The sequence below is a fragment of the Sulfuricella sp. genome, assembly GCF_035531155.1.
Classification (GTDB): domain Bacteria; phylum Pseudomonadota; class Gammaproteobacteria; order Burkholderiales; family Sulfuricellaceae; genus Sulfuricella.
Map to the genome: position 1 here is coordinate 22,173 of NZ_DATKTK010000066.1, position 26,145 is coordinate 48,317.

Genomic DNA, 26,145 nt, shown 5'->3' on the forward strand with positions numbered 1-26,145 from the left:
TTATGCCCCACCATCATGGGACGGCTTCACGTCGATTGCCAGCGGCGGCACCGGTATCGGGCGCGGGGGCAAAACAGGTGAATCCATGTCCGGCAGAACTGCGTCGTGCGCGGGCCTGGCCTTGCGTTGCTCGCCGAGGATGTAATCGTAGCGTTCGCCGCTGAATACATCTGCACGCTGGCTGTCACGCACCAGCGACGGCCGCAGGAAAATCATCAGATTGGTCTTGCGGTGGGCGCGCGATTTGTAGCGGAACAGTCCGCCCAACACCGGAACTTCTCCGAGCAACGGAACCTTCTGCTCGCCGTCGCTGACCTCATCCTGGATCAAGCCGCCAATCACCACGATTTGCCCGTCGTCGACAAGAACCGTCGATGATACCGCGCGCTTGTTGGTGATCACGCCGGCTGCGTTGGTGTTGTTCTGGACGCTGGATACCTCCTGATAGATCTGCAGACGCACCGTACCACCTTCGGAGATTTGCGGCTTGATCCGCAGCGTCAGGCCGACATCACGCCGCTCGATCGTCTGAAAAGGGGTGGGCGTGGTGGCTGCACCCGACATCGCATACTGGCCGGTAATGAAGGGGACGTTCTGGCCGATGACGATCGCGGCTTCTTCGTTGTCCATCGTCAACAGCGTCGGGGTGGACAGGATGTTCGCATTGGCATCCGTTTCCAGCGCGCGAACCAGGAGACCGAGGTTCAAAATCTGGCCGATGCCGGGAATGGTGACTTGGCCCTTCACGATGCCAATATTAAGCCCGCTCGAGGCCGACGCCGGATTCTGGGAAATACCGATGATGTTCTGACCGGAAGTGCCGAAATTGGTGCCGCCGAAAGCCTGTGTATTGGTCTTGCCCAAGCCGCTCAAATCCTGCCACTGAACCCCGAACTCCGCGGCCTTGTCGGCGGTGATCTCGGCAATCAGCGCTTCGACATACACCTGTGCGCGACGCACGTCGAGTTTGTCCAGCGCTGCGCGCAAATTATTGTAGATCGCGTCAGGCGCGGTAATAATGATCGAGTTGGTGGCCGCATCGGCCTGGATAATGCCGGGCGAGGTCGGGACAGCCTGGGTCTGGCCTGCGCCGAGCGATGCCGGGGCGCCCGGGGCCTGCATCGGGGCCGGTGCAGGGGTGCCGAGCGCGGCAGTCGCGGCAATGGCCGTGCGCGGCGCGACGGTTGAGCTGGCGTCACCTTGATAGATTGCACGCAGCGTCTCGGCAAGCTTCACTGCCTCGGCGTTCTTCAAGTAGACGACGTGAATATTGCCGCCGGCGTTGGTTGGCGTATCCAGCATCGTCACGAATTTGCGCAACTGGGTGAGGCGCGATGGGTTGCCAGAGCGCGCCAGCAAGCTGTTCGAGCGAGCATCCGCGATCACAGTGAAGCGCTGGGCCGGGTCCGCCCCGGCTGCGCCTTGGGCATGCAAAGCTTCCTCAAACAGGCGGCTGACCGTTGCAGCGACATCGACCGCCGAAGCATACTGAAGAGGGATCACGACCGGATCGCTTACGTTCGGCAGGTCGATCGAGTCGATGATTTTTTCGATGCGTTGAAGGTCGTTCGCGTAGTCGGTGATCACCAGCGTGTTGCTGTTCTGGTATGCGGTGATGGTGTTGTTGGGGGAGATCAGCGGGCGCAGGATCGGCACCATCTGCGCCGCCGATTCGTGCTGTAGCGTGAATATCCTGGTCTGAATCCGGTCTCCCGCGCCGCGTGCCTGCTCCGAAGGGCCGTAGGTGGGACTCGGATTCAGTTTGGCGTCGGCCTCGGGAACGATTTTCACGATGCCACGACCCTCGATCACCGCAAAACCCTGCAAACGCAGCGCCGATACAAATACATCATATACGACGGATCGCCGCATTGGTTTGGTCGAGACGATGTTGATCGTGCCCTTCACCCGCGGGTCGAGCACGAAATTTTTTCCGGTAATCTCGCTGACCACCTTCACCACACCCTCAATCTCGGCATTGACGAGATTCAGGATAACTTCATCCGGGCTGGCGGTAACCCCACCCCCCCGGGGTTTTTCCACAGATGCGGTCATGGCGGGGCGCGCTGACTCGTCTGCAGGCCATGCCTGCCCGATCGGGATCACCATACCCATCCACAGCAATCCAGTTTGCAACCAGCAATGCTTCATCTCAACCCCTTACGCGCCATGAGTCATGTCGGCGACTTCTATTTATTAATTCGCGGCACAGCGGAGTCCGCGGACGTATTTTTCGCCGGCCAGGCCAGTGTTTCGCGAGTCCCTCCCCGCTCCAGAATGACGTGATCGGTACCGACTTCCGCGAGCCGGATACCGGGAGCGATGTCTTCCCCCTCACGCACCGCGAGAATCTCTCTCGGCTCGAGCCGCATGACAGCGTAACCGCGCCGGCCTGCTGTGGCTGCCACGATGCCGAGCAGCCTGATCGCGATTCCCGTCGGCGACGCACTGTTTCGATCCCGCTCCAGCTTGCCAAACAGCCCGTTGGCGGACGCCGCATGCCCACCCACATTTGCTGCAACCGGCGCACGCGATTCCGGACGCGGCGCAAGCCATTCCCAAGTCCAGTACGCAGCCACCAGGGCAAGCAAACCCAGCGCGGCAACAGCCACCAGCGCGATCGCAGCTGTTTGTGCAATATTTGATCTGTCGTATGAGAGTCGCTGCATCTTTTTTTGTTGGCGCACCCGTACACGGGGAAGCGATGCGCAATGATCGACCCAACGTATCCGCATCAGGCCAGACGGTCTATCTCCATGCGGAACGAATGCTAGGGCAAAAGTATTCCGGCGTATGTACGCTAGCGCACGGAGTGGGCTCGAAGCAGAGCGGATACTCTGCGTACTTGGCTAGATAGCTATGTTGAACAGCTTGTTAGATCGATTCAGCACATGGAGTGTACAAATGAAAACAACGGGCCGGCAAAACGGATTTACGTTGCTCGAAGTCATGGTGGTGGTCGTGATTCTTGGAATTCTCGCCGCTTTGGTGGTGCCGAAAATCATCAGCCGACCCGACGAGGCGCGGGTGATGGCGGCAAAGCAGGATATCGCCAGCCTGATGCAGGCGCTCAAGCTTTATCGGCTGGACAACCAGCGTTACCCCGTTACCGAACAGGGATTGCAGGCGCTGGCCTCGCGGCCGACTACCGCTCCGCTCCCGACTAACTGGAAAGCCGGTGGGTATGTCGAGCGTCTGCCGAAAGATCCCTGGGGCAATCCCTACCAGTACCTGAATCCCGGCATGCGTGGCGAGATCGACATTTTCAGTTTGGGTGCCGATGGTGCGCTCGGCGGCGAAGGCAACGATGCCGACATTGGCTCCTGGTTTCTCTAGGAATACGCGCGCGATCGCGGCTGCAAAAAATCGCGGCTTCACGCTCATAGAGATGCTCGTCGTGCTGGTGATCATGGGCCTTTTGATCGGCCTGGTCAGCACCATCGCGCAGCCGGATGATAGAGCCTTGCTGCGGGTCGAAGTCGAAAGGCTGGCGCAACTGATGAATATTGCCGAGACAGAGTCGCGCTTTAGCGGCAAGTCGATTGCCTGGACATCGGATGGACCAGGCTACCGGTTCTGGCGATTCAGTGAAGACCTGGGTTGGTCCGAGATCGTCGACGACGACTTGTTGCGCGCGCGGACTTTGCCGCAAGGAATGAGGATCTCGAACATGCGCGTGGAAAACAGGCGATCGCCTCAACACATGCGTGTGGAGTTCAGCCCCTACGGCTCGGTGCTTGTTTTCAACGTCGAAATGTCCTTGGGTGCCGCGCATTACACGGTAGCGAATTCCCCGGTTGGCGACGTGCGCGTGTTACCAGAAGGAGAGAGAACGAATGACCCGTCGGTGCGGCGCTAAACGCAGCGGTTTTACACTGGTCGAGGTGCTGGTCGCGCTTGCCATCATCTCGGTCGCGCTACTCGCGTCGCTGCGCGTGGCAGCTGGCGGCACGAACAGCGTTGGCGAACTGCGTGCGCGTTTACTCGCCGGCTGGGTTGCGGAGAATGTTTTGGCGGAGCAGCGCGCCCGTGGCGTTTGGTTGCCGCTAGGCATGCAGCGTGGCACGGAACGCCAAGGCGCGATGAAGTTCGCGTGGCGCGAGGAAGTCAGCGTTACGCCTAACACCTCATTTCGTCGCGTCGATATTCGTGTATTCGCGGTCCCCGAGGAAACACATGCACTCGCTCATCTCGTCGGATTCGTGGGGCAGCCGCCGGGTGTCGTCAAGTGAAGACGGCTTCGGGTGTTTCAATCCGCGGATTTACGCTGATCGAACTGCTGGCCGCGCTGCTCATACTCTCGCTGCTGGCGCTGATGTCGTATCGCGGCCTGGGCGCGGTACTCGATGCGCGCGAACACGTCGGACAGGAGACTGAAAAATGGCGGCGCACGGCAGCTTTCCTGGCGCGCTTCGAGCGCGACGTGCAGCTCGCGGCGCCGCGTCCGGTGCGAACCCCATTTGGCACCGCGCCGGCGTGGCGCGGCCAGGCCGGCGTGGCGCTTGAACCGCGCCTGACGTTCAGCCGCTTTGCTTCGTCCGAGGGCGGCGACACGCCACGGCGGCTTGCGTACCGGCTGAACGAGAAACAGGAGATCGAACTGTGGCTGTGGCCGGGACTCGACGTGGCGCCCGATGCGCTGCCCGCTCGCTACCCCGTATTGAGTGGAGTGACGAAATTTGAATTGCAATACCTCAATGCCGATCTTGCATGGGTGGACGCGTGGCCGGCGTCACCTATTGATACCCCCATTCCCCAAGCCGTACGGCTGCGCATCGTGCTCACTTCCGGCGAAGAGATCGTGCGCGTGTTTGCGTTGAGATCATGAGAGCTCGACAAAATGGAGTGGCCATCGTGCTCGCCATGGGGGTAGTCGCACTTGCCGCGATAACGGCGACGGCGATGATGGTCACGCAAAGTAGCTGGTTGCGGCAGAACGAACTTACCGCCGATCATGTCCAGGCGCAGACGCTGATTCAGGTCGGTGTGGATTGGACCCGCGCACTGCTGCGCGACGATCGCCGCGCTAGCAATATCGATTATCTGGGTGAACCATGGGCGCTGCGGCTGCCACCGATTCCGGTCGAGAACGGCAGCCTTTCCGGGTTAATCGAAGACCAGCAGGGAAGATTCAATCTCAACAATCTGGTCAAGGACGGCAAGGTCAACCTCGCGCAGCGCGCACATTTCCAACGCTTGCTGTCCATATTGGGATTGCCGCCCGAGCTTGCCGATGCAGTCGCAGACTGGGTCGACGCCGATAGCGAGCCGCAGCCTGAGGGTGGAGCCGAAGATGAATATTATCTGGCATTGCCGTCGCCTTACCTTGCCGCCAACCGGCCATTGATCGATGTGGCCGAGTTGGTACTGGTGCGCGGCTTTGACGAAAGCGTACGCGCACGCTTGCGTCCATACGTTTCGGCATTGCCCGTCTTCACTGCCGTGAACGTGAACACTGCGTCGCCTGAGGTCATTGCAGCCGTGGTCGATGATTTGAGTCTGGACGGCGCCCGTGCTTTGGTCGAGAAGCGCGACCGTGCTTATTTTCGCGACCGCACTGATTTCCCGGACCAGCTTCCCAGGGACGTCAAGGTGGCGAATGAAGACATCGCTTTCAGCAGTAATTACTTTATGGTGCAGCTACGCGTCACCATCGGCAGCGCGCAGGCGCGCAGCATAGCGCTGCTTGCGCGCACGGACGCCAATTGGCCAACCATCGTTTGGAGAAAAATGTTATGAGCTTGCTTCGCATCTACGGCTCGCTTCTCGAACAGCCGCAGCACTGTCAATGGGCGCTGGTCAATGACAATCGCGAACCTGTTGCAGGAGAAGGTCGGCTCGCGGATCTGCCGCAGCGTGTCGAGCGCGTTCAGCTGGTGATTCCTGCCGCGCAGGTGCTGATCACGCGCGCGCGCGTGCCGCATGGAGCCAGACGCCGCGCCGGATCGGTGCTTGCCTTTGCGGTGGAGGAGCAAACGGCGGGCGAACCGGATGCCAACCAGGTGAGTTGGCTCGGCTCCGTGGGTGACGAAGACGCGCTCGCGGTGGTAGACAAGGGGGGGCTGGAGCGCTGGCGTCATGCGCTCGGCGCCGTCGGCATACGTGTCGACGAAGTGCACAGCGAAACGCTGTTGTTGCCTATTCGGGCGGGAGAATGGAGCGTCGCCTGGAATGGTCGCGAGGGGTTTGTACGTAGCGGGGAATTCGAAGGTGCGGCAACGGATTGCGGCGACCCGGAATCGCCCCCATTGTTTCTGCGCCTCTTGCTGGAAGAAGAAAAAACGCGCAGCGCTGGCCCAACATCGATTGCGCTCTATATAACGACGCCCGATGCGGTGCCGGATATCACGGCATGGCAACGCGAGCTTGGAGTTGACCTGCGCATCGCCGGAACATGGGATTGGCGCACGGCATCGCCCGACGCCGGTGTCAGCCTGACGCAGCAGCGCCAGCGCTGGCGTGTTTTTTCCGGCGCGGCAAAACGTCTGCGACCGGCTGCCTGGATACTGGGCGCAGCACTGACGTTGCATGCACTCGCGCTGGTCACCGACTGGACGCTGCTTGCCGGCGAGCAGCGGGCATTGCGCCAGCAAATGGAAGCGCAGTTTCGCACCGCTTTCCCCGATGCCGTCGCCGTAGTAGATCCGGCGCTGCAAATGCGCCGCAAGCTCGCAGAAGCGCGTCATAGCGCAGGACTATCCGACAGCAGCGACTTTCTGCCGATGATCGAGCAAGTGGCGGCAGCAACGAAGGAACTACCGGCCGGCGCAGTACGTGCCGTGTCTTACGAGGGTGGGCGGATGACGCTGGAACTTGCCATAAACGAAGAGGCAGCGGTGCCACGCATCGTGGCGCGCCTGCTCCAGTCAGGCCTGAGCGTTGACAAGTCTTCGGCCTCGGCGCGCGCCGCAAGCGCAACGCTGGTCCTGATCGTGGGGGCGTCGTGAGAGCGCAACTGCTTAAGGCATGGGCATCGCGGGCACCGCGAGAGCGAACGGTCATCGTGATTCTGATGGTGATAATGGGGGCTGCGTTGTATGTGTGGCTGGTGCAGTCGGGGGGGCGGGAACATTCGCGCTTGCGCGCGAGCGTGCCGGCACTTCGGGCGCAGGCAGCCCGTCTCGAACAGCAGGCGGCCGAACTCGAGCGCCTGCGCGCCACGCCGGCCACACCGGCATCGCAGACGGATCTGCGTGCGCTGGTGCAAGCCCAAGCCGATGCAGCAGGACTGTCCCACGCACTGGTGAAAATCGATGCGCCGGACGCCAATCAAGTGGGAATCGTGTTCGGCGCCGTTGTGTTCGCGGATTGGCTCAACTGGGTCGCCAGCCTGAAATCGCAGCAAGTTCGACTCGACACTTGCCGGATCGAAACCCTGTCTACGCCGGGTATGGTCAGCGTGACCGCGACCCTGCTTCGGGTCAAGCACCCATGAAACACTGGAGCCTGGTCACGATCGGACTTGTGGCATATTCGCTCGGGGTCATTGCTACCGCGCCAGCGACGTTGGTCGATGCCGGCTTGCAGCGCATAAGCCAGGGCAAGCTGCGCCTGGTCGAAGCGCAGGGCACGCTGTGGTCGGGCTCGGGGCAGATCGAGATTCGCGATGCGGGCGGGCGAACCGGCGTTGCGAAAAGCTTCGCCTGGCGCATGCTGCCGGCGTCATTGCTGCGCGGACACCTGGTTTGCGAAGTCGAACTGGAGCAGGCGACCCAGTCATTTCCGGTGACGATATCATTATCCCGAATCGAACTGACGAACGCCGACATTAGTTTGCCGGCCGCGGCCCTGGGTCTGGGCGTACCCAAGCTTGCGCCGCTGGGTCTTAGCGGCGAATTATTGCTGCACGTCGCCAGCCTCTCAATCGAGCGCGGGCAAATGCACGGCAGCGCCGCGCTGCAATGGCGCGACGCCGGATCGGTGTTCACGCCCATCTCGCCCCTGGGCGACTATGAAGTAAATTTCGATGGCGAGGGTGCGACGGTTCATCTCTTGCTGCGTACCATTCAAGGTCCGCTACAACTCGATGGCAAAGGGTCCTGGACAAACGGAGGTAGCCCGAATTTTCTGGGCATCGCCCGCGTTCCCCCACAGCATCAGCAGCAACTTGACCCACTGCTGCGCCTGATCGCAGTGGAACGTGGCGCAGGCACCTTCGCGCTACAGATCGAGTAAACAGGCCCCCCCCCGAAATCGGGCCGTGCAAGCGGGGAAAAATCTATGCTATACATATATTAAGACACCTATTTTAGGTGATATCAGAAGGGGAAACGAAATGTCATTGGGAACAATTCTATTAATCATTGTGATATTGATGCTGATCGGCGCGATTCCTACCTGGCCACACAGCAGGTCTTGGGGTTACGGCCCGAGCGGAGGGCTCGGGCTGGTATTGATCATCCTGATTATTCTGTTGCTGCTGGGACGATTGTGATCTCGAAAAAAAAGTCTGCTCGATAAGTGCGCTAGCGCACAGAGCGCTTTTGAAAAGAAGAGGATCATCTTTAATCAAGGGCGTTTGCGTGGGATTTGATGCCATTGATTGAATTCTCAATGCGAGGTCGTTTATAACGCCAGGGCTATCCAGATTTTATGATCATGGCTTGTATCCGGGCGATTTAAATTTACATGGGGAGTACGGTCATAAAACAACTTAAATTCATTTCCACGATTATCCTTGCCGTCATGTTTGCGACTGTACTGGGTTGCGCGTCGACGTCCAGGCAAGAAAGCACAGGGGAATACCTTGATGACAGCGTTATCACGACAAAGGTAAAGGCGTCGATATTTAATGAACCTTCGTTGAAGTCTGCTGAAATAAATGTCAAAACCTTCAAGGGTGAGGTTCAGTTAAGCGGCTTCGTCAGTACGGAGGCAGATGGCAAAAACGCGGTCGACGTTGCACGCAGCGTCAAGGGCGTGAAGTCGGTCAGAAATGACATGCGGATCAAGAGTCGGCAGTAAATCTGATCGTCTTATTAGGAGTAGCGAAAATGCTCGAAACTATTGCAGTTATCTTGATTATCCTCTGGGTGCTTGGCTTGGTTTCCTCGTATACCATGGGCGGATTCATTCACATTCTCCTGATTGTAGCGATCGTGGTGATATTGCTGCGTGTCATTCAAGGTCGGCGCCTGTAACAACCCGGTAATTTTTCCATGCAGCGAGGTGTCGGGTAAAGCGATCCGGTTGTTCACGGCTTCTGTGTTACCAGGCTTCTCCGTCGATGAGTTTCTACAGGAGAAAATTAATATGGACGCAATCAAGATGTTGGCAATCGTTCTGATCGTGGCCGGCGGCTTGGGATTGGCGTATGGCGGTTTCACTTACACCAAGGAAACGCATCAGGCCAAGCTGGGCCCGATAGAGTTGTCAGTCAAGGACACGCAGACAGTAAACGTCCCAATCTGGGCCGGCGTGGGGGCGATAGTAGCAGGGGTGCTCCTGCTTGGCATGCGCAACAAGTAGAATCAGTTTCCCTGATTGGCGTAACAAAGTTGCTGCCGGCCGTGATAGATTTTGCTGCCGCCGGTGAAGGATAAGCCAATCAATTCCGGGCAGCCGCACAACGGATTTTGCCCATTTTTTAACGAGTAAGCCACAAAGTAAAACGATAGGAATCCACCATGAACACGATAGAACAAGCAACGGAGAAAAGCATGGAAAAATTATCTGATGATTTCAAGGTGGTGGTGGCAGACACCGAAGCACTGCTGAAAGCGACTGCCAACCAAGGTGGTGAGAAACTGGCCGAAGTACGCGCCAAGGCGGAAGAATCCCTCCGGGTTGTGAAAGCCAAGATGGCGGAGACGCAGGCGGCACTGCTGGTCAAAACCAAAGAGGCCGCCAAGGCTACCGACGCTTATGTCCACGAAAATCCATGGAAAGCCGTCGGCGTCGCCGCCGGGGTTGGCTTGGTGATCGGCTTGCTCATCGGCCGCCGCTAGTCGCTTCGCCGTGACTGAGAAAACACCCGGCGGGAGCAAGGGGCTGCTCGAGTCGCTGGCAACTCTCGCAGCAACGCTGGTTGCCATCGCGCATACGCGCCTCGATCTGTTGTCCGCAGACCTGGAGGAAGATCGGGAGCGTTTGCTGTCGATACTGGTGTTGACATTGGTCGCCCTGTTTTGCCTCGGGGTTGGCGTGGTGCTGGCAACGATCCTGCTCGTGGTCGTGTTCTGGGACACGCACCGCATCCTGGCGCTAAGTGGCCTTGCCGGATTCTTTTTGGCAGTTGGCGTGGCGGCATGGATGTTCGCCATGCACAAAGCGAGGACAAAGCCGAGACTGTTTGCAGCGAGTCTGTCGGAATTGTTGAAAGACCGGCAACAGCTCGCTTCCCGTTCATGAACGATAAATTGATCCGGCTGGCGGAACGGCGTGAACGCCTGGTTGCGCAAGCCGCAGCGCAACGAATGACGCTGGCGCAAAACATCGAGCCGTGGCGCACCCCCTTGGCGCGGGCCGACCAGGGGCTGGCCGCGCTGCGCTATATCAAGAGCCATCCTGCCTGGATCGTCGGCGGCGTGGTCTTGCTTGCGGCACTGCGGCCCGCCCGCGTCGGGAAATGGCTGGGGCGCGGCTGGGTAACGTGGCAGATGATGCGTAAACTGCGTGGCCGGTAGCAGGAAGCCGAAAAATCCAGAAAAGCAGCCAGGCGCCCGCCGCACACCCAAATCAGGCCCGACAGGCTCCTAGATATGCAAGATACGGTCGTACGTTTCCTTGTCGGCCCGGTAACACCGGCAGGACGCGGCTTCCAAACCAGCAATGTCGCGAATCTTGACATCCCCCCGGCTATAGCTGATCAGTTTTTTCTTCTGCAGCGAACCCGCGGCTTTGGTGACACCCACGCGGCGCACGCCCAGCACCTGGGCAAGTAATTCGTGGGTAATATGAAACTCCGCTGAGTGCGCCCGGTCTCGCGTCATCAGGAGCCAACGGGCAAGGCGCTCTTCTACGACATGAAAGTGGGTGCAAGCGGCTGTTTGCGCCAGTTGGCTCATCAACACATAGATGTAGCGGTTCAGCTCCTGTTGCAGTGCAACGCTGTGTTTGAGTTCGCGGCGGAACCGTTCAGCGTCCATTCGCCATGCAGGGCCTGAGCCCTGCACCACGGCATGCAAAGGTGAAACATCCACCCCAAGCATGAGGGGAATCCCGTACATACCTTCACTGCCGACCAAGGCCACCTCCAAGCTGCCGTGACCGTCGCCGGGAGTCACCAATGAAATGGAACTATCGGTGGGAAAATAAACGTAGCGAATTGTCTCTCCAGGCTCGCAGAGAATATTTCCCAATAACAGCTCGACTTGCTCGCAGCCTGACAGAAAGTGTTGGCGATCTTTGCTAGGAAGGGCGGCAAGCAGACGGTTTTCCGCCGGGACATGTTCCGCGGATGGCACTCGACTCTCCTGAAGGTTGGGGATCATTGAAGCGTCCGAACGGTCATGGCGAACCGCCGCCACAGATGATTAACCAAAAGCAGGCGCCTCTAAGCGACAGCGATTCGCCATGACCGTTTCCCTCTCTCCTGACTCTCTCCCGGAGCCGGAGGGAGAGAGTCAGGAGGTCTCGCTGCGCGAGTTTCACGTTATAGCCGGCTGTTAACGCTGCAACACAGGCTATTTTTGCTCGGGCTGAGCCGGAACAATGATCACTGTGTCACCACCGGTCTTACCGGTTTTGCCGGTATCACCTTGGGCGCCTTCATAGCCTTGGGCTCCGGTGGCACCCTGGGTGCCAGCATCGCCCTGGGTGCCAGCATCGCCCTGGGTTCCAGTTGCCCCCGGTGTGCCAGTCGCGCCTTGTGGTCCGGGGGGGCCTGGTACTGGAGCCGCTGGTGCAGGAACATTGACCACGGTTGGTTTATCGCAGGCAGTCAATCCGAACACGGTTATAAGCGATGCAAATAGTATGGAATATTTCATGATGGATCCTCTTAAATGAATAGTAAAAACCGCGCACCTCATTGTGAGCAGTCAGACAAGCCGAAGCAGTTTTTGGGTAACAGTGCCGGTGGATCAGGCGCTTGTGTCGGCATGAAAAATCAGCAGCCAACTCGTACGCTCAACCCTTGGCGCAGTCGTGTAACCTGAAGTGACATGACGCTTCGACAGTGCAACACATTGACAAGCGTAAGCTGAAGGACCAGCCAATTCTGTACGCTGGCGAACATTGCGCGTAATTTTTCAAGGAACGACATACCCGGCGATGATATTGAACCAGGATTGGAGAGTGAATGCTGGCGGATTTTCTGGCTGCAACGAATCCGTGATATTTATTAAGGTAGCTTCTAAGGATCGAGGATATTTGCCAGCGTGCCTGGCTTGATTACATCACTTCATCTGGCGCGGTGATCGTGACGGCGAGTTTGTATTGAGGGGCGGAATGCGGTAGCGCGCTTCTCGTCCTGCGAGGCGGCAAGGCTTACCCGCATGCAACGGGGCTTAACGGCTTGCGTAGCAATTACATCGGGGAACAGTCGATCGAATTCCGTTTTGACTACCTGGTAGCACTCGCAGGCCCGTTTCTCCAATCCAGACCGGTCAAGCACAGTGATGTGACCACGGCGGTAACTAATCAAACCAGCGTGCCGCAACTTCCCGGCAGTCTCCGTGATGCCCTCGCGACGCACTCCGAGCATTTTGGCAATCAATTCCTGCGTCACGGTCAATTCATTCAAGGGAGATCGGTCGAGACTTGACAACAGAAAGCGACACAGTTGCTGCTCCACCGAATGGTATCGATTGCAGACTGCGGTCTGGGATACCTGCGTAATCAGTGCCTGGGTGTAACGCAGCAACAAATTTTGCAATGCGCCGGAACGGCGCCCCCCACCACGATTGAACTCATCCTTCAGCAACTGCCGCTTCAGCCGATAGGCATAGCCCGCGCACTGCACAATGGCCAGATTGGGCATGTTTTCTCCTGCCATGAAGATGGCGACACCGATGACGCCCTCGTTGCCGACCCCGGCGATTTCGGCTGATGCGCCGTCCTCCATGACGTAAAGCAGCGACAAGGTTGCGGTCGTAGGGAAATAGACGTAATGCAACTCGCCCCCGGGCTCGTAAAGAACATCGCCGAGTCGCATCTGGACCAGTTCAAGAAGGGGAGACAGGTATTCGTATTCCGCCGCGGGCAGTGCGGCGAGAAGGTGGTTTTGTCTTGGGGAATGAAGGTCAGGCATGCAGAATATTCCTCATCAGAAAAACAGCCCCACACTTACATGAAAGCGGTTAATAAGAACCAGTTGCCAAATCCCATTATAGGACGATGTCAGAATTATGTACGCTACCGCACGGAAGGCATTTTATTTTGCGACTAACCTTCAATCATCAATTCAGGAGGTTTTATGAAATCACCACAAATAGTTACCGTAACTTTTCTCGCTGTAGCCGCCCTGATGAGCGGCTGCGCGAATACCGATACTCGCCCCGTGTCATCCTCGTCATCCTATTCCCGCGCCTCTTATGCTTATGGCGTAATTGACGTGATCGAGATCACCCGTAGCAGTAGCGACGGGATAGGTGCTGGCGCCGTCATCGGCGGTGTCGTAGGCGGAGTGCTCGGACATCAAGTCGGTGGTGGCACCGGCAAGGATGTCGCGACCGTGGCCGGTGTGGTAGGTGGTGCCATGGTGGGTCACGAGATAGAAAAGGGCAATAAGCAGCAAGAGGCATATCGCATACGGGTACGGCTTGACAACGGGGGGTATCAAACCGTGACGCAGCAAAGCATTAACGATTTGCGCGTCGGAGACCGAGTCCTTATCGAGAACGACCGCGTATCTCGCTACTGATCAGCAATGTCATTGCCGGCGGCCCGCTGTGCGCCGGATTTATAGTTTCAGATTACTCATGATTAATAAAAGGGAAAAACATGAAAACTTCACGACTCGTTCTTAATATGCTTGTTATGGCTTCTTTAATCTCAGTGGGCATTGCTTCCGCGGATGAAATCACCAAGGAAGGTTATTTGACCGATACCCGCGGCAATCTGGTCAAGAACAACTACAACGAATGCTGGAGAACCGGCTACTGGACACCGGCCATGGCGATTGCGGAATGCGATCCGGATCTGGTCAAGAAAGCTGAGCCCAAAATAGCGGAAGCCGAGACACCCGCTGCTGCGCCTGCTCCTGTCGTCGGCCCGGAAAAAGCCGCTTTCGCCCCCATCACCCTGCAAGCCGAAACGCTGTTCGACTTTGACAAGTCGGTCATACGCGCTGACGGCAAGAAACAACTGGACAATGAAGTCGTTGGCAAGTTGAAGGAATATCCGCAAGTTGAAGTGGTGCTGGTGACCGGCCATACCGACCGCATCGGCTCCGATGCCTACAATCAGAAGTTATCCCAGCGTCGTGCGGATGCTGTGAAGGATTACCTGGTTGGGCAAGGCGTTGAAGCTAATCGCATTGAAACCGCTGCAAAAGGTGAATCCGAGCCAGTTGTTTCCTGCGATAACGTGAAAGGCAAAGTCAGCGGCAAAAACAAGAAGCTGGTTGAATGCCTGCAACCCAACCGCCGCGTAATGGTGGAAGTAAAGGTTCAGAAGCCAGTTCAGAGGTAACCTTCAGCTCCTCAATACGCTCCACAACAAATAAAGGCCAACCCATTTATCTTGGGTTGGCCTTTTGTTTTAAGGAAGCGCTGGTTAAGCACATGATCGCCGAAAACGGACTTGGCGACTGTCGGACTTATGTGCGACAGCGCACAGACGGCGCCCGGATTCAGGGTCATTATTGAACCGCTTGGATGCGATGGAAAGGCAAACAGGCATTTGCAGAGAGCCCTTTGATCGCAAGTTACTTTGAGAGTTTTATTTTCGTATTTTTTTGGGAGAATTTAATCATGAAACAACTTAGCAAGTATCTTTCCGCATTTTTCCTGGCGATTGCGCTGGTGTCTGTCGTGGGCTGCGCGTCCACTTCGAAGCAGGAAGGGACCGGTGAGTATATCGACGATAGCGTCATCACCACCAAGGTCAAGGCTGCCATATTCAATGAGCCATCCTTGAAATCCGCTGAAATCAATGTGGAGACTTTCAAAGGCGTGGTTCAATTGAGCGGTTTTGTGAGTTCCCGCGCCGCTGAAAGCAAAGCCGTTGAGCTTGCACGCAGTGTCAAGGGTGTGACGTCGGTCAAGAATGACATGCGGGTCAAGTAAACGAAACTGCCCGCGGGCCACTGCGGGACATCACGTCCGGGAGTGGCCGTTTTTCATTGTGGCGCAGCACTAGCACGGACTAATCCAACAACGCGACAACCAGATCACGGATGACGCCTTCTTCGCCAGCAGCGAGGCGTAGCACGGGCTTGAAACCGGCTACGCTGATCCAGGTACTGTTGGCCTGGTTGGCTTCGGCGTCGAGGGCCAGACCGAGAAAGCCGAGCGGTTCGCAAATGCGCTCTCGGATCTGCGGCGCGTGTTCGCCGATGCCGCCGCTGAACACCAGCGCATCGATGCCGCCGGCCTTGGCGGCAAAGGCGCCGACTGCCCCAGCAATGACGGCAATTGGGATGCGATGTAGGCGTAGTTGAGGCCATGAAAGCCGTAGCGGCGCATGCCAAGCTTCTGCGGAATCGGCAAGCGGCGCACCAGTCACGGCGCGTGCCGTCAACGCAGAACGGGCTGGCCTTGAGACTGGACGAACCGCTGTTGAGCGTCAGAACGACGGGCATGTCACTGCACGGCGGCAAGCAATTTTTCATATGCTTCGGCGAAGAGACGCACGCCTTCGACCTGCAAGGTCTCGCCGACGTCGATGAGGTCGATACCCAGCGCCGTCAGCGCCTCGATGTGGGCTTGCGCCTCGTCCATGCCGGTCATCAGGGTGGCTGCCGCGCGGCCGTGGTCGCGGAATGCCGCAAGGGTCGCGTCCGGCATGGTATTGATGGTTTCCTGGCCGATCAGCGCCTCCACGTAGAGCACATCGCTGTAAGCCGGATTCTTGCTGCCGGTGCTGGCCCAAAGCGGCGTCTGCGGTCGCACGCCAGCCTGAGCGAGCGTGGCGAAGGCCGGGCCGTGAAAAATCTCCAGATAATGGGAATAGCAGCGTTTGGCGAGGGCCACACCACTCCTGCCCCTGAGTGCCTGGGCTTGCGCTGTGCCTATGGCGTCGAGGCGTTGGTCCACCAGTGTATCGACGCGGCTCAGGAACACGCTCGCCACCGATCGCAATTGTCTGGAATTTCCCCCGCCATCCAGCCAGCGCAGCGCCCCGTGCAGATAAGCCTGCGCCACGGCCTCGTACTGCGCCAGCGAAAAAATCAGGGTGACGTTGACCCGAATGCCTGCGGCGGTCAGTTGCTCGAAAGCGCTTACACCGGCGGACGTAGCCGGCACCTTGATCAGCAGGTTGTCGCGCCCCACCGCCTGCCGCAATCGCTGCACGGCCGCCACCGTACCCGACCTGTCGTGCGCCAGAGCGGGCGAGACTTCCAGGCTGACATAGCCGGCCTCTTCGGCACTTGACACATAGGCCGGCAAAAGAATGTCGCAGGCCGCCTGGATGTCGGGAATGACGAGCGACTCGTAACGCGCCTCGGCGTCGAGGTTCGAGCCGCGCAAGCGTTCCAGATCCTCGCGGTAGTAAGGGCTGCCCGCAATGGCCTTGTGGAAGATGGCAGGATTGGAGGTCACGCCATCGATACCGTCCTCGGTCATCATCAGGCGCTGCAACTCGCCTTCCTGCAGCAGCGTACGGGAGAGATTGTCGAGCCAGACGTGCTGGCCCAATGCCTTGAGTGCAAGCAGCGGATTGTCGTTCATGTGTTTACCTCCTGAGCGGGCCATTTCCAGTGGCGTATTTCCGGCATGTCTTCGCCGTGCTGGTGGATATATTGCGTGTGCTGGTTGAGCTTGTCGCGCATGCGCTGTTTGATGTGCGCCGCCTGAGCCTGCAACTTCGGCACCCGGTTCGCCACATCCATCACCAGGTGGAAGCGGTCAAGGGTGTTGAGCACCACCATGTCGAACGGCGTGGTGGTGGTGCCTTCCTCCTTGTAGCCACGCGCATGCAGATTGCCGTGATTGGTGCGGCGGTAGGTGAGACGGTGGATCAGCCAGGGGTAACCATGGTAGGCGAAAATAATCGGCTTGTCTGTAGTAAACAGAGAGTCGAATTCGTTGCTGGACAAGCCGTGCGGGTGCTCCTCCCGCGGTTGCAGGGTCATCAGGTCGACCACGTTGATGAAGCGGATTTTCAGCTCGGGGGCGAGCTGGCGCAAGATGTCTATGGCCGCCAGCATTTCCAGCGTGGGCACGTCGCCCGCTGCCGCCAGCACCACATCAGGTTCGCCGTCCTGATCGTTGCACGCCCATTCCCACATGCCGATGCCGGCGCAGGCATGGTTGACGGCGGCATCCATGTCCAGCCATTGCAGCTCGGGCTGCTTGCCGGCGACGATGACATTCACCAGGTTGCGGCTCTTCAGGCACCGGTCGGTGACAACCAGCAGGGTGTTGGCATCCGGCGGCAGATAAACGCGGATGATGTCGGCCTTCTTGTTCACCACGTGATCGATGAAGCCGGGGTCCTGATGCGAGAAGCCGTTGTGGTCCTGGCGCCAGACGTGCGAGGTGAGCAGGATGTTGAGCGAGGCAATGGGGCGGCGCCAGGGAATCTCGCCGCACACCTTGAGCCACTTGGCGTGCTGGTTGAACATCGAATCGACGATGTGGATGAAAGCCTCGTAGCAGGAAAACAGCCCATGGCGGCCGGTGAGGAGATAGCCTTCGAGCCAGCCCTGGCAGGCGTGTTCGGAGAGGATTTCCATGACCCGGCCATCGGGGGCGAGATGATCGTCGTAGTCATAGCGCTCTGCCATCCAGGCGCGGTTGGTCACTTCGAACAACGCCCCGAGGCGGTTGGAGGCGGTTTCGTCCGGGCCGAACACGCGGAAATTGTTCGGGTTATTCCGCATCACGTCGCGCAGGAAGACCCCCATCACCCGGGTAGATTCAGCAGGAGTGGCACCGGGCGCGGGAACGGCCACGGCGTAGTCGCGGAAGTCCGGCAGGCGCAGGTCGCGTAGCAGCACCCCGCCGTTGGCGTGAGGGTTGGCCCCCATGCGGCGCTCGCCGCTGGGGGCAAGTTCGGCCAGTTCGGGCTTTAGCCTGCCGCTGGCATCGAACAGCTCTTCAGGCCGGTAGGACTGCATCCAGTCTTCCAGCAGCCGCACGTGCTCCGGCTTCTCCATGTCGCCGAACGGCACCTGGTGCGAACGCCAGGAACCTTCGGTTTTCTTGCCATCCACTTCCTTCGGCCCGGTCCAGCCCTTGGGCGATCGCAATACGATCATCGGCCAGAGCGGGCGGCTCACTTCACTACCCTCCCGCGCCTTGCGCTGGATCTCGCGTATCCCGGCGATGGCCGCATCGACGGTGGCCGCCATCAGCTGGTGCATGGCTTCAGGCTGGTCTCCTTCGACGAAATAGGGCTGGTAGCCATAGCCGACAAACAGGCTTTCCAGCTCGGCGTGGCTGATGCGGGCGAGGATGGCCGGATTGGCAATCTTGTAGCCATTCAGGTGCAGGATCGGCAACACCGCGCCGTCCGTGCGCGGATTGAGAAACTTGTTGGAATGCCAGGAAGTGGCCATCGGCCCGGTCTCAGCTTCGCCGTCGCCCACCACGCAGCAGGCGATCAGCGCCGGATTGTCGAACACCGCGCCATAAGCGTGGAACAAGGCATAACCCAGCTCGCCGCCCTCGTGGATGGAACCGGGAGTTTCCGGCGCGGCGTGGCTGGGAATGCCGCCGGGGAAGGAAAACTGGCGGAACAGCCGCCGCATTCCCTCCTCGTCCTGCGAGATATCGGCATACAGCTCGCTGTAACTGCCTTCCAGATAAGTGTTCGCCACCACCGCCGGGCCGCCGTGACCGGGGCCGGCAATGAAGATCATGCTGAGTTCTTGCTGCCTGATCACCCGGTTCATGTGCACATAGATGAAGTTCAGCCCCGGCGTGGTGCCCCAGTGACCCAGCAGGCGCGGCTTGATGTGCGCCAGTTGCAGTGGCTGTTTCAGCAGTGGATTGTCCAGCAGATAAATCTGCCCCACTGACAAGTAATTGGCGGCGCGCCAATAGGCGTCCATCCTTTCGATCTCTTCGGCATCCAGCGCCGCAGCAGTCGATGGCATCTCATTCTCCTTGCGTCATTAAACCATTGGGTTCAAGACTTCTTGTCCCGGTCTTTTTCAGGATACCAGCGCGTAACACCCGGCACAGTGCGCCAGCACACATAAAAAACCGGTAGCCTGTGTGCGTTACCGAACAGAATTGAGACCGCTCCAGGTGTACGGTGCATGTGGGACTCTCGGCAACCGGGTAAAGCACTGTCTTAAGCGGCTGCACCGGCGCGCCTTCCCTGCGATTTTTCAAGGAGTCAACCATGATCAATACGTCAAAATTCCCCAGGAGCCTGCTCAGTCTGGCGGCCCCGCTTGCTCTGCTGCTCCTGGCCTCGGCAAACCTGTACGCCCAGCAGCCCATGTCGATTTCCCTGAATGGCAGCTCCGTGGTGCCACCGGTGACAACTTCAGCGATGGGTACGGGGCAAATCAAGGTGCTGCCTGACCACACGGTGAGCGGCAGCATCAAGGTTTCCGGGCTGGTCCCGACGATGGCGCATATTCATGAGGCCGCCGCCGGGAAAAACGGCCCGGCTATCATTACCCTGACCAAAACCACCGACGACACCTTTACCGTGCCCGCCGATGCCAAGCTGACCGCGGCGCGGTACAAGAGTTACCTGGCCGGCAAGCTTTACGTCAGTGTGCGCAGCGCTCAGTACCCGAATGGTGAAATCCGGGCGCAGTTGCTCGGCGAACCGATGACCCTGGCTCACTGACCCGCATCACAAATCAAGGAGAAAATCATGAGCTTGGGAACCATACTATTAATCGTTCTGATCCTGATGCTGATCGGCGCCATTCCGGCCTGGCCGCACAGCAGGAGCTGGGGCTATGGGCCCAGTGGTGGGCTGGGTTTGGTGGTGATCATCATCATCGTGCTGCTGTTGCTGGGACTGCTGTGACGGGTTGTGCCCTGCAGTCAGGCTGTTGCAACCGCGCCTGACCGCCCTGTTGACTGGCTTGGTGGTTTTGGCGCTCGCCCGGTGAAATGGCCACGTTGCCGATCTCGGCCGGCACCGGGCGGGGTGTATCTAGTGAAGTCGTCTATTCTTCAATTATCGCTGCAAGTCTATTTCTTTATTCTTTGCAATCGCATTTTTTAAAGGAGAAATATGATGGGAAAATATTTGATTGCCTGGCTGCTGGGTGTCCCTGCAATCGTTTTAGTGATTATCTATTTTTTCCTGAACTGACAAGCTGCTAACGAAGCTGTAGAAAAGTGCTCATTCCAGCATCCTGCCTCAGCCGCTCGCTGGTCATGAGGAGCCGGATCTCGGTGCTGGCGCTTGCCGCTCTGGTTTGTTCCGTTCGTCAGCGCGAGCCCGGCCTTGGCCAGTGCCGCCCCCTGCGCGAAGCCTGCCGGCGCCGTGACCGGGAAGCATGGGCCCAGGTTCACCTCGAAGATTCAGAGGTGCTAAGCACACTTATTAATGACCATCCATCAGCATGAAAAATGCAAATTGTTTGATTTGGAGCGATTTGCCGAGAATCGCATGGCGCTAATAACCGCCTACGCATCGGCACACGACAATAGCCGGTAGTCCGGCGCTACTCACCAAGGAGATCGATCATGAGCAAAGGAAAGGCAACGAGTAATTCTGGAAAACGCAAACAGGAAAAGGGCTCGGCCCCGACTGGAGACACACAACGGGCGGCTGGCGGCGAACTGCACCAGATCGCGGGTGGAGAGCACCCCGCGCTCACCACGAACCAGGGCATCGCACTTCCCGATAATCAAAACTCGCTCAGGGCCAATCCGCGAGGGCCTACGCTTCTGGAGGATTTCATCCTCCGCGAAAAAATCACCCATTTCGATCACGAGCGTATTCCCGAGCGTATCGTTCACGCGCGAGCGACGGGCGTGCATGGATTCTTCGAGCTGACCGCCTCGTTGAAGCAATACACCACCGCCAGGATACTCACCGAAGTAGGTGAGAAGACGCCCGTGTTTACTCGCATATCTACCGTCGCAGGCGGTGCAGGTTCGGTCGACACCCCGCGTGACGTACGCGGGTTTGCCGTCAAATTTTACACCAAGGAAGGCAACTGGGATCTGGTCGGCAACAACATCCCGGTTTTCTTCATCCAGGACGCCATCAAATTCCCCGACCTTATTCATGCCGTAAAAATGGAACCAGACCGCGGCTTTCCGCAATCGGCGACCGGGCACGACACGTTCTGGGATTTCATTTCGCTCACGCCTGAATCCATGCACATGGTGATGTGGATCATGTCGGATCGCACCCTGCCGCGTTCGCTGCGCATGATTGAAGCCTTTGGCGTGCATAGTTTCCGCCTGATTAACGACGCCGGCGAATCGACCTTCGTCAAATTCCACTGGCGTCCGAAGCTCGGCTTGCAGTCCACCATTTGGGATGAGACCGTGAAAATTTCCGGCGCCGATCAAGACTTCCATCGCCGCGATATGTTCGAGGCCATCGAAGCCGGCAACTTCCCCGAGTGGGAGTTCTCGGTTCAACTTTTCACGCAGGAGGAAGCGGACAGATTCCCGTTCGATCATCTGGACGCGACCAAGCTGATTCCCGAAGAACTGGTGCCCTTGCAAGTGATCGGACGCATGGTGCTGGATCGCTGGCCGAACAATTTCTTCGCTGAAACCGAACAGGTTGCTTACTGTCCCGCTAATATCGTACCTGGTATCGATTTCTCGAATGACCCTCTGTTGCAAGGCCGTTTGTTCTCCTACCTCGATACGCAGCTTTCGCGCCTGGGTTCGCCCAATTTTCACCAGATCCCGGTCAACGCACCCAAGTGCCCGTTCGCCAATCATCAGCGCGACGGGCACATGCGGATGGCGCAACCGGCGGGCCGTGTTGCGTATGAACCCAATTCCTTGTCTGAAAGCTCGCCACGCGAAACGCCAGCCATGGGTTTTCATAGCGCGGCGGTAACTGAAACCGGCGAGAAAGGCCGCATCCGTGCCGAGAGCTTTGCCGACCACTACAGCCAGGCGCGGCAGTTCTATCTCAGCCAGACCGGGTATGAGCAGGCGCACATCGCCTCGGCGTTAGTGTTTGAGCTTTCCAAGGTCGAACATGTGCACGTGCGTGAGGCGATGGTCGGTCACCTGCGCCATATCGAAGAAGACCTCGCCAAGCGTGTCGCCGCGGGTCTTGGGTTCGGCAGCATGCCCGATGCGCCGATAGCCGCAGCGCCCGTGCAGGAGATGGCGCCTTCGCCCGCATTGCAGATCATCGGCAAGATGAAAGGCACGCTCATGGGGCGCGCGATTGGCATCCTGATCGCGGACGGTTCGGACGGCGCTGTCATCAAGAAGATTAAAAAGGCCGCGACCGATGCGGGTGCTAGCGTGAAGATCGTCGCCCCCAAAGTGGGCGGCGCGAAGCTTGCCGATGGCTCGATGCTGGCGGCTGACGGACAACTGGCGGGTACCCCTTCTGTGCTATTTGACGCAGTCGCCGTCATCCTCTCCGACGCAGGCGCAAAAGCACTGTCGATGGAAGGCGCAGCGATCGATTTCGTGCGCGATGCGTTCGGTCACCTCAAGGCAATCGCCGTCGACAAAGGTGGCCAGGCGCTTTTGAAAACAGCGAATGTCGGACAGGATGCGGGCGTCGTGGATGCCAACGACAAAGCTGCATTTATTGCTGCGGCAAAGACGCGACTATGGGACCGGGAACAGTCTGTACGAACATTGGCATAGGTAACTGATTCCCGTTGGGCTTAATCCATTAGGTCGATCGCGTTCACGCCGTGCTGACGTCGTTGTAGTCCCCGACCGAAGCCTGGATGACTTCCCGTGCAATCGTCGTCTCCTGCTCCGTCCGGGTCTCCGCCACCAGCACGACCTGGCCGCTCGAGATCGCATCGCGGATCAGATCCGCAAGCTGCCCTTCCTTGTTTCCGGCGCCGGCCGTGGTACCGGCCGCGGCGCCGATGATACCGCCGAGGCTGGCGCCCCAGCCCAGCAACATGAGGGGAGCAAGCAACGGGCTGGCGACGAACAGACTCACGTTCGCCGCCACCAGCGCCACTTCCGCTAGCGCGCCGATGCCGGTGCCAAGCGCGGTTCCGATTGCGCCGTCTACGAGCACGTCCTTCAGCACTTCATTGCTTTTCTTTTGCTGCGCGGTGACCGGCTGAGCCGAGTCGGTTTCGAAGAGATGCAGCCGTTCGCGCGGCAACCCCCGCTCGACGAGCCTGGAAAGCGCGCTTTCGGCTTCTCCGGGGTGGGCAAAAAATCCCGATACGTGGTGGCGGTATTGGTCCATGCTATTTCTCCTTGGGGTGAACCGTGCGAAACGGATGGTATTCGAGCATATTCTGCGTACCCTGACGCGTCCGTGCGCTGTCGCACCATCTCGCTCAGCAGGCACGCCTGGATGGGGAGTTTCAGGGGCCGGGCGTTATTGCCGCGTCGGGCGACGATTAAAGCGGATCATACCTTCGCCGAAAACAGCCGGCATCCTCCCGCCAGCGCAACACCAAATACGAGGTGGGCAGCCAGTGTCACCCAGTCGCGGGTCATCGCGAACCAGGGGAATAGCAGGGTGAAGCCGTACAGATTGACCACGTAAATGGCCAAGCCGTACAGGGCGCCGGCAAAGAGAGCCGTTCCGGTGCGCAGGCGACTGGCCAAGTGCGCCGGGATCAGGGCGTAGGCGACGGACAGGCCGAAGTGGATCAGCGTCGCGACCAGCAGGAGTCCCACTGCGGCGTCGACGGCGGGGGCAGGACATCGGTACCCATGGCCAGGGCGGCAGTCAGGCGCGCATCCCGAAAAAGGGTTTCGGGGAGCGGCATATCAGCCAGCCACCACAGGGCAAGCTGTGCCAAGGTGGCAATCACGCCGGCGCCGATACCGGCAACCAGTGCCATTGCCGGATCAATCCGCCCGCGCTCCCGCCGCCACCCGAGCGCTGCCTTTGGCGGGACGGTTTCTGCCATCAGGTCGAGGGTTTCCTGGCCCACCAGGGACGACCTGAGCAGGCGGGCCAGTCCTGCCCCGCCCTGCGACATGACCAGCGCATGGTTACGGATAAACATCGAGCGGGCAACCGGTGCGATCAGGTTCATCCACCACCGGGTGCTGCGGACATGCCACTCGCAACGGACGATGCTGACCGCGTCCTGGCGGGAGAAATGCCAGCGGCCGATCCCGTCAAGGTCGCCCCGGGCGGTTCCCTCGATGGCCACCAGCCTTTCAATGCGTGTGGCGTACACTTCGAACACCACCCGGTAGGGTAATTGCCCCTGCCAGGAATAGCGCCAGACGCTGTTGATGCCATCGGCGTCACCGGCTGCCACCGTTCCACTTTTTGCACGCCCGGCCACCAGTCCGGCCAGCGCAGGGAATTGTGGATGGCCGCGTACACCTCTTCCAGCGGCGCTTGGATGCGCCAGATCGTCAGCAAGCGATATTCAGCCACGGCACCTCCAGCGACAGGTGATTGCTCATGACTCTGCTCCAGAAATCAACCACGGGCTTGTGCAAACAAATTGTCCGCAAGTACCGGGCCGGCGATCTGTCCTGCCACCTCCCGAGCGCTGTCATGGCGCACTATCAGGAAGTTCGCAATGCCCGGGGCGCAAGCCTGGTGAAGTAACGGCTCAGGCCTTCTTGACCCACAGGCTGCACCAGCCCTCGGGACTGATCTGGCCATCAACCAGCTTGCAGGTATTCGAGGCGGCGATGAAATTCACGCAGTTGCTGCATTTTTGCGCGTCTTTCGGCTTTGTCTGGTACTGCACGCTTGCCTTTGGCACTTTCTTGGTTGCCGTTGGCGGGGCAGAATTCGCGCTGTTGGCCGGAGAACTAAAAAGTGCGATTGGCACAAAAAGGCTACAACCAACCGCCAATGCACCGCGCAGCACAGCCCTGCGGGGCGGAATTTCTTCCTTCATCATGCATTTTCCTGTAGGAGATGCCTTTTCGGCGCGTTTGTCCGCAATCACGTCGAGGTAATCGTCGCTGGGCTTGTCACACCGTGCTTTAGCCTTGCCCTTGAACTGCTTCCAGTAATCTTCAAAGATATCCCGGTTCATATCAAACTCCTTCGATTCGAGACCCGACCGGCGGAATTGCCAATCGAGCTTCTCTTTTCATAGCCGGCCTTTCGCCACTTGTCTACCTCGTGCAGCGACAACCTGGACTGATTTCATGAAAACTCCGGATGAACGTGCAAAGATAGTCGCATGATCAGGTGCAGTCTGTGCGGTGTCATACATAGGGCGACGTTCGGTGATGGCATTGGCGCGGGTGGCAGGAAGCACTGTCCGGATTCGCATTGGCGGCCCAGTGCGCTGCGATCCTCAACCGGTCTGGCTTTTCATCGGCGGGCTGATTCGTGCAAGCTGCACCAGCGCGGCCAGGAGCTTCTGAATGTGCTGCCTGGTCGGTTCATCGGTCAGCCTGCCCTTCTGGTCAAAGCGCTGCGCGGCATTGCTGATCATCACTTCCGGTTGATTGACCATGGGCATGTTCTGCGCGACGAGGATTTGCCGCAGATGGTATTGCGCGCGGGCCGTTCCCAGACTACCGGTTGAAGCCCCCATTATCGCCCCCGGTTTGTCCAGCCAAGCGCTTTCACCAAAGGGCCTCGAGGCCCAGTCGATAGCATTCTTGAGCACGCCGGAAAGCGAATAGTTGTATTCCGGCGTGCCGAACAGGATGGCATCGGCGGCCAGAATCTGTCGCTTGAATTCAAGCACGATTGCCGGTGGAGCCATTTCATCATCCTGATTGAATACCGGAATGCCATGGAGTTCGATCAGGTTCAGCACCGCGCCCTCCGGCACCAGTTCCTGCGCCGCCTTGAGTGCAAAATGGTTGTAAGAATCTTTGCGCAGGCTCCCCACGATACCCAGAATATTTATCTCGTTCATTTCAAACCTCCTTGTCACAGTCCTGCAAAGGATATCCGCGAGTGACGCCAGGCACCGTGCGCCAGCGCACATAGAAAAACCGGTGTCCTGTGTGCGTTGCCGAACAGACTATAGGCCGCTCATGAGGCATCGTGCGT

The 26,145-nt window shown here is 58.8% G+C and carries 36 protein-coding genes; 22 read left to right on the top strand and 14 right to left on the bottom strand.

What is annotated here, in order from left to right:
• On the bottom strand, positions 1–2,151 hold the full coding sequence (gene gspD / locus VMV64_RS15400; RefSeq protein ID WP_325331901.1) for a type II secretion system secretin GspD: 2,151 nt from the start codon (positions 2,149–2,151) through the stop codon (positions 1–3).
• Between the two features lie 38 nt (positions 2,152–2,189).
• Positions 2,190–2,669, bottom strand: a complete 480-nt coding sequence (locus VMV64_RS15405) for a type II secretion system protein N (protein ID WP_325331902.1) — start codon at positions 2,667–2,669, stop codon at positions 2,190–2,192.
• Between the two features lie 235 nt (positions 2,670–2,904).
• On the opposite strand from VMV64_RS15405, the gene gspG reads away from it, so the two are divergent.
• The 15 genes from gspG to VMV64_RS15480 all read left to right on the top strand — a co-directional run bounded on the left by gspG (position 2,905) and on the right by VMV64_RS15480 (position 10,625).
• Complete coding sequence (gene gspG / locus VMV64_RS15410) at positions 2,905–3,336, top strand: type II secretion system major pseudopilin GspG (protein ID WP_325331903.1); 432 nt, start codon at positions 2,905–2,907, stop codon at positions 3,334–3,336.
• Positions 3,308–3,859: a prepilin-type N-terminal cleavage/methylation domain-containing protein gene (locus tag VMV64_RS15415; protein WP_325331904.1), complete on the top strand. Its 552-nt coding sequence runs from the start codon at positions 3,308–3,310 to the stop codon at positions 3,857–3,859. Before gspG ends, VMV64_RS15415 begins: the two co-directional genes overlap by 29 nt.
• On the top strand, positions 3,837–4,232 hold the full coding sequence (gene gspI, locus VMV64_RS15420; RefSeq protein WP_325331905.1) for a type II secretion system minor pseudopilin GspI: 396 nt from the start codon (positions 3,837–3,839) through the stop codon (positions 4,230–4,232). The genes VMV64_RS15415 and gspI overlap by 23 nt, the downstream gene beginning before the upstream one ends.
• Positions 4,229–4,828, top strand: coding sequence for a type II secretion system protein GspJ (locus tag VMV64_RS15425; protein WP_325331907.1), 600 nt, complete (start codon positions 4,229–4,231; stop codon positions 4,826–4,828). The genes gspI and VMV64_RS15425 overlap by 4 nt, the downstream gene beginning before the upstream one ends.
• Positions 4,825–5,739, top strand: coding sequence for a type II secretion system minor pseudopilin GspK (gspK, locus tag VMV64_RS15430; protein ID WP_325331909.1), 915 nt, complete (start codon positions 4,825–4,827; stop codon positions 5,737–5,739). The genes VMV64_RS15425 and gspK overlap by 4 nt, the downstream gene beginning before the upstream one ends.
• Positions 5,736–6,947, top strand: coding sequence for a type II secretion system protein GspL (gene gspL / locus VMV64_RS15435; protein ID WP_325331911.1), 1,212 nt, complete (start codon positions 5,736–5,738; stop codon positions 6,945–6,947). Before gspK ends, gspL begins: the two co-directional genes overlap by 4 nt.
• The gene (locus VMV64_RS15440) at positions 6,944–7,435 is read left to right on the top strand and encodes a type II secretion system protein M (RefSeq protein ID WP_325331913.1); all 492 of its coding nucleotides are present in this window, start codon (positions 6,944–6,946) and stop codon (positions 7,433–7,435) included. The genes gspL and VMV64_RS15440 overlap by 4 nt, the downstream gene beginning before the upstream one ends.
• Complete coding sequence (locus tag VMV64_RS15445; RefSeq protein WP_325331915.1) at positions 7,432–8,175, top strand: type II secretion system protein N; 744 nt, start codon at positions 7,432–7,434, stop codon at positions 8,173–8,175. Before VMV64_RS15440 ends, VMV64_RS15445 begins: the two co-directional genes overlap by 4 nt.
• Positions 8,176–8,281: 106 nt before the next feature.
• On the top strand, positions 8,282–8,434 hold the full coding sequence (locus tag VMV64_RS15450; protein ID WP_349255109.1) for a DUF3309 family protein: 153 nt from the start codon (positions 8,282–8,284) through the stop codon (positions 8,432–8,434).
• A gap of 209 nt (positions 8,435–8,643) precedes the next feature.
• Positions 8,644–8,964, top strand: a complete 321-nt coding sequence (locus VMV64_RS15455) for a BON domain-containing protein (RefSeq protein ID WP_325332021.1) — start codon at positions 8,644–8,646, stop codon at positions 8,962–8,964.
• A gap of 29 nt (positions 8,965–8,993) precedes the next feature.
• The gene (locus VMV64_RS15460; RefSeq protein WP_325331919.1) at positions 8,994–9,140 is read left to right on the top strand and encodes a lmo0937 family membrane protein; all 147 of its coding nucleotides are present in this window, start codon (positions 8,994–8,996) and stop codon (positions 9,138–9,140) included.
• Between the two features lie 112 nt (positions 9,141–9,252).
• Entirely contained in the window at positions 9,253–9,468 is a 216-nt protein-coding gene (locus VMV64_RS15465; protein WP_325331921.1) for a hypothetical protein, read from the top strand.
• Between the two features lie 158 nt (positions 9,469–9,626).
• Positions 9,627–9,947, top strand: a complete 321-nt coding sequence (locus VMV64_RS15470) for a DUF883 family protein (RefSeq protein WP_325331923.1) — start codon at positions 9,627–9,629, stop codon at positions 9,945–9,947.
• 10 nt (positions 9,948–9,957) lie between these two features.
• On the top strand, positions 9,958–10,350 hold the full coding sequence (locus VMV64_RS15475) for a phage holin family protein (RefSeq protein ID WP_325331925.1): 393 nt from the start codon (positions 9,958–9,960) through the stop codon (positions 10,348–10,350).
• Positions 10,347–10,625, top strand: coding sequence for a YqjK-like family protein (locus VMV64_RS15480; protein ID WP_325331927.1), 279 nt, complete (start codon positions 10,347–10,349; stop codon positions 10,623–10,625). The genes VMV64_RS15475 and VMV64_RS15480 overlap by 4 nt, the downstream gene beginning before the upstream one ends.
• Before the next feature lie 69 nt (positions 10,626–10,694).
• Here the strand turns inward: VMV64_RS15480 and VMV64_RS15485 are convergent, their stop codons facing one another.
• The 4 genes from VMV64_RS15485 to VMV64_RS15500 form a co-directional block, all read right to left on the bottom strand.
• Positions 10,695–11,405 (bottom strand): Crp/Fnr family transcriptional regulator, encoded by a 711-nt coding sequence (locus tag VMV64_RS15485; RefSeq protein WP_325331929.1) that lies wholly within the window; start codon positions 11,403–11,405, stop codon positions 10,695–10,697.
• Between the two features lie 219 nt (positions 11,406–11,624).
• Positions 11,625–11,930, bottom strand: a complete 306-nt coding sequence (locus tag VMV64_RS15490; protein WP_325331931.1) for a hypothetical protein — start codon at positions 11,928–11,930, stop codon at positions 11,625–11,627.
• Between the two features lie 413 nt (positions 11,931–12,343).
• On the bottom strand, positions 12,344–13,192 hold the full coding sequence (locus VMV64_RS15495; RefSeq protein ID WP_325331933.1) for a Crp/Fnr family transcriptional regulator: 849 nt from the start codon (positions 13,190–13,192) through the stop codon (positions 12,344–12,346).
• 261 nt (positions 13,193–13,453) lie between these two features.
• Positions 13,454–13,678 carry a hypothetical protein gene (locus VMV64_RS15500; protein ID WP_325331935.1) on the bottom strand — a complete coding sequence of 75 codons (225 nt, stop codon included), beginning with the start codon at positions 13,676–13,678 and terminating at the stop codon, positions 13,454–13,456.
• Here VMV64_RS15500 and VMV64_RS17455 point away from each other — a divergent pair.
• The 3 genes from VMV64_RS17455 to VMV64_RS15510 all read left to right on the top strand — a co-directional run bounded on the left by VMV64_RS17455 (position 13,568) and on the right by VMV64_RS15510 (position 15,170).
• On the top strand, positions 13,568–13,804 hold the full coding sequence (locus VMV64_RS17455) for a glycine zipper 2TM domain-containing protein (protein ID WP_414718909.1): 237 nt from the start codon (positions 13,568–13,570) through the stop codon (positions 13,802–13,804). The two genes, VMV64_RS15500 and VMV64_RS17455, sit on opposite strands and share 111 nt — an antisense overlap.
• 116 nt (positions 13,805–13,920) lie before the next feature.
• On the top strand, positions 13,921–14,574 hold the full coding sequence (locus VMV64_RS15505) for an OmpA family protein (RefSeq protein WP_325331936.1): 654 nt from the start codon (positions 13,921–13,923) through the stop codon (positions 14,572–14,574).
• A gap of 281 nt (positions 14,575–14,855) precedes the next feature.
• On the top strand, positions 14,856–15,170 hold the full coding sequence (locus tag VMV64_RS15510) for a BON domain-containing protein (RefSeq protein WP_325332023.1): 315 nt from the start codon (positions 14,856–14,858) through the stop codon (positions 15,168–15,170).
• Between the two features lie 79 nt (positions 15,171–15,249).
• On the opposite strand, the gene VMV64_RS15515 is transcribed toward VMV64_RS15510, so the two are convergent.
• The 3 genes from VMV64_RS15515 to VMV64_RS15525 all read right to left on the bottom strand — a co-directional run bounded on the left by VMV64_RS15515 (position 15,250) and on the right by VMV64_RS15525 (position 19,147).
• Positions 15,250–15,609: a hypothetical protein gene (locus VMV64_RS15515; RefSeq protein WP_325331938.1), complete on the bottom strand. Its 360-nt coding sequence runs from the start codon at positions 15,607–15,609 to the stop codon at positions 15,250–15,252.
• A gap of 77 nt (positions 15,610–15,686) precedes the next feature.
• On the bottom strand, positions 15,687–16,775 hold the full coding sequence (tal, locus tag VMV64_RS15520) for a transaldolase (RefSeq protein WP_325331940.1): 1,089 nt from the start codon (positions 16,773–16,775) through the stop codon (positions 15,687–15,689).
• Positions 16,772–19,147 carry a phosphoketolase family protein gene (locus VMV64_RS15525; RefSeq protein ID WP_325331942.1) on the bottom strand — a complete coding sequence of 792 codons (2,376 nt, stop codon included), beginning with the start codon at positions 19,145–19,147 and terminating at the stop codon, positions 16,772–16,774. Before VMV64_RS15525 ends, tal begins: the two co-directional genes overlap by 4 nt.
• Positions 19,148–19,398: 251 nt before the next feature.
• On the opposite strand from VMV64_RS15525, the gene VMV64_RS15530 reads away from it, so the two are divergent.
• The 3 genes from VMV64_RS15530 to VMV64_RS15540 all read left to right on the top strand — a co-directional run bounded on the left by VMV64_RS15530 (position 19,399) and on the right by VMV64_RS15540 (position 22,826).
• Positions 19,399–19,857: a CHRD domain-containing protein gene (locus VMV64_RS15530; protein WP_325331944.1), complete on the top strand. Its 459-nt coding sequence runs from the start codon at positions 19,399–19,401 to the stop codon at positions 19,855–19,857.
• 33 nt (positions 19,858–19,890) lie between these two features.
• Positions 19,891–20,043, top strand: a complete 153-nt coding sequence (locus VMV64_RS15535; protein WP_349255110.1) for a DUF3309 family protein — start codon at positions 19,891–19,893, stop codon at positions 20,041–20,043.
• Positions 20,044–20,711: 668 nt separating this feature from the next.
• Complete coding sequence (locus tag VMV64_RS15540) at positions 20,712–22,826, top strand: catalase (RefSeq protein ID WP_325331948.1); 2,115 nt, start codon at positions 20,712–20,714, stop codon at positions 22,824–22,826.
• Between the two features lie 43 nt (positions 22,827–22,869).
• Here the strand turns inward: VMV64_RS15540 and VMV64_RS15545 are convergent, their stop codons facing one another.
• The 3 genes from VMV64_RS15545 to VMV64_RS15555 all read right to left on the bottom strand — a co-directional run bounded on the left by VMV64_RS15545 (position 22,870) and on the right by VMV64_RS15555 (position 24,430).
• On the bottom strand, positions 22,870–23,499 hold the full coding sequence (locus tag VMV64_RS15545; RefSeq protein WP_325331950.1) for a hypothetical protein: 630 nt from the start codon (positions 23,497–23,499) through the stop codon (positions 22,870–22,872).
• Between the two features lie 62 nt (positions 23,500–23,561).
• Positions 23,562–23,834 (bottom strand): hypothetical protein, encoded by a 273-nt coding sequence (locus VMV64_RS15550; RefSeq protein WP_325331952.1) that lies wholly within the window; start codon positions 23,832–23,834, stop codon positions 23,562–23,564.
• Complete coding sequence (locus tag VMV64_RS15555) at positions 23,807–24,430, bottom strand: hypothetical protein (RefSeq protein ID WP_325331954.1); 624 nt, start codon at positions 24,428–24,430, stop codon at positions 23,807–23,809. The genes VMV64_RS15550 and VMV64_RS15555 overlap by 28 nt, the downstream gene beginning before the upstream one ends.
• 149 nt (positions 24,431–24,579) lie before the next feature.
• On the opposite strand from VMV64_RS15555, the gene VMV64_RS15560 reads away from it, so the two are divergent.
• Positions 24,580–24,729, top strand: coding sequence for a hypothetical protein (locus VMV64_RS15560; protein ID WP_325331956.1), 150 nt, complete (start codon positions 24,580–24,582; stop codon positions 24,727–24,729).
• A gap of 4 nt (positions 24,730–24,733) precedes the next feature.
• Here VMV64_RS15560 and VMV64_RS15565 read toward each other — a convergent pair whose 3' ends face one another.
• Positions 24,734–25,168 carry a high-potential iron-sulfur protein gene (locus VMV64_RS15565; RefSeq protein ID WP_325331958.1) on the bottom strand — a complete coding sequence of 145 codons (435 nt, stop codon included), beginning with the start codon at positions 25,166–25,168 and terminating at the stop codon, positions 24,734–24,736.
• A 267-nt stretch (positions 25,169–25,435) separates the two neighbouring features.
• Positions 25,436–26,008 carry an NAD(P)H-dependent oxidoreductase gene (locus VMV64_RS15570; protein WP_325331960.1) on the bottom strand — a complete coding sequence of 191 codons (573 nt, stop codon included), beginning with the start codon at positions 26,006–26,008 and terminating at the stop codon, positions 25,436–25,438.
• Positions 26,009–26,145: the final 137 nt, after the last annotated feature.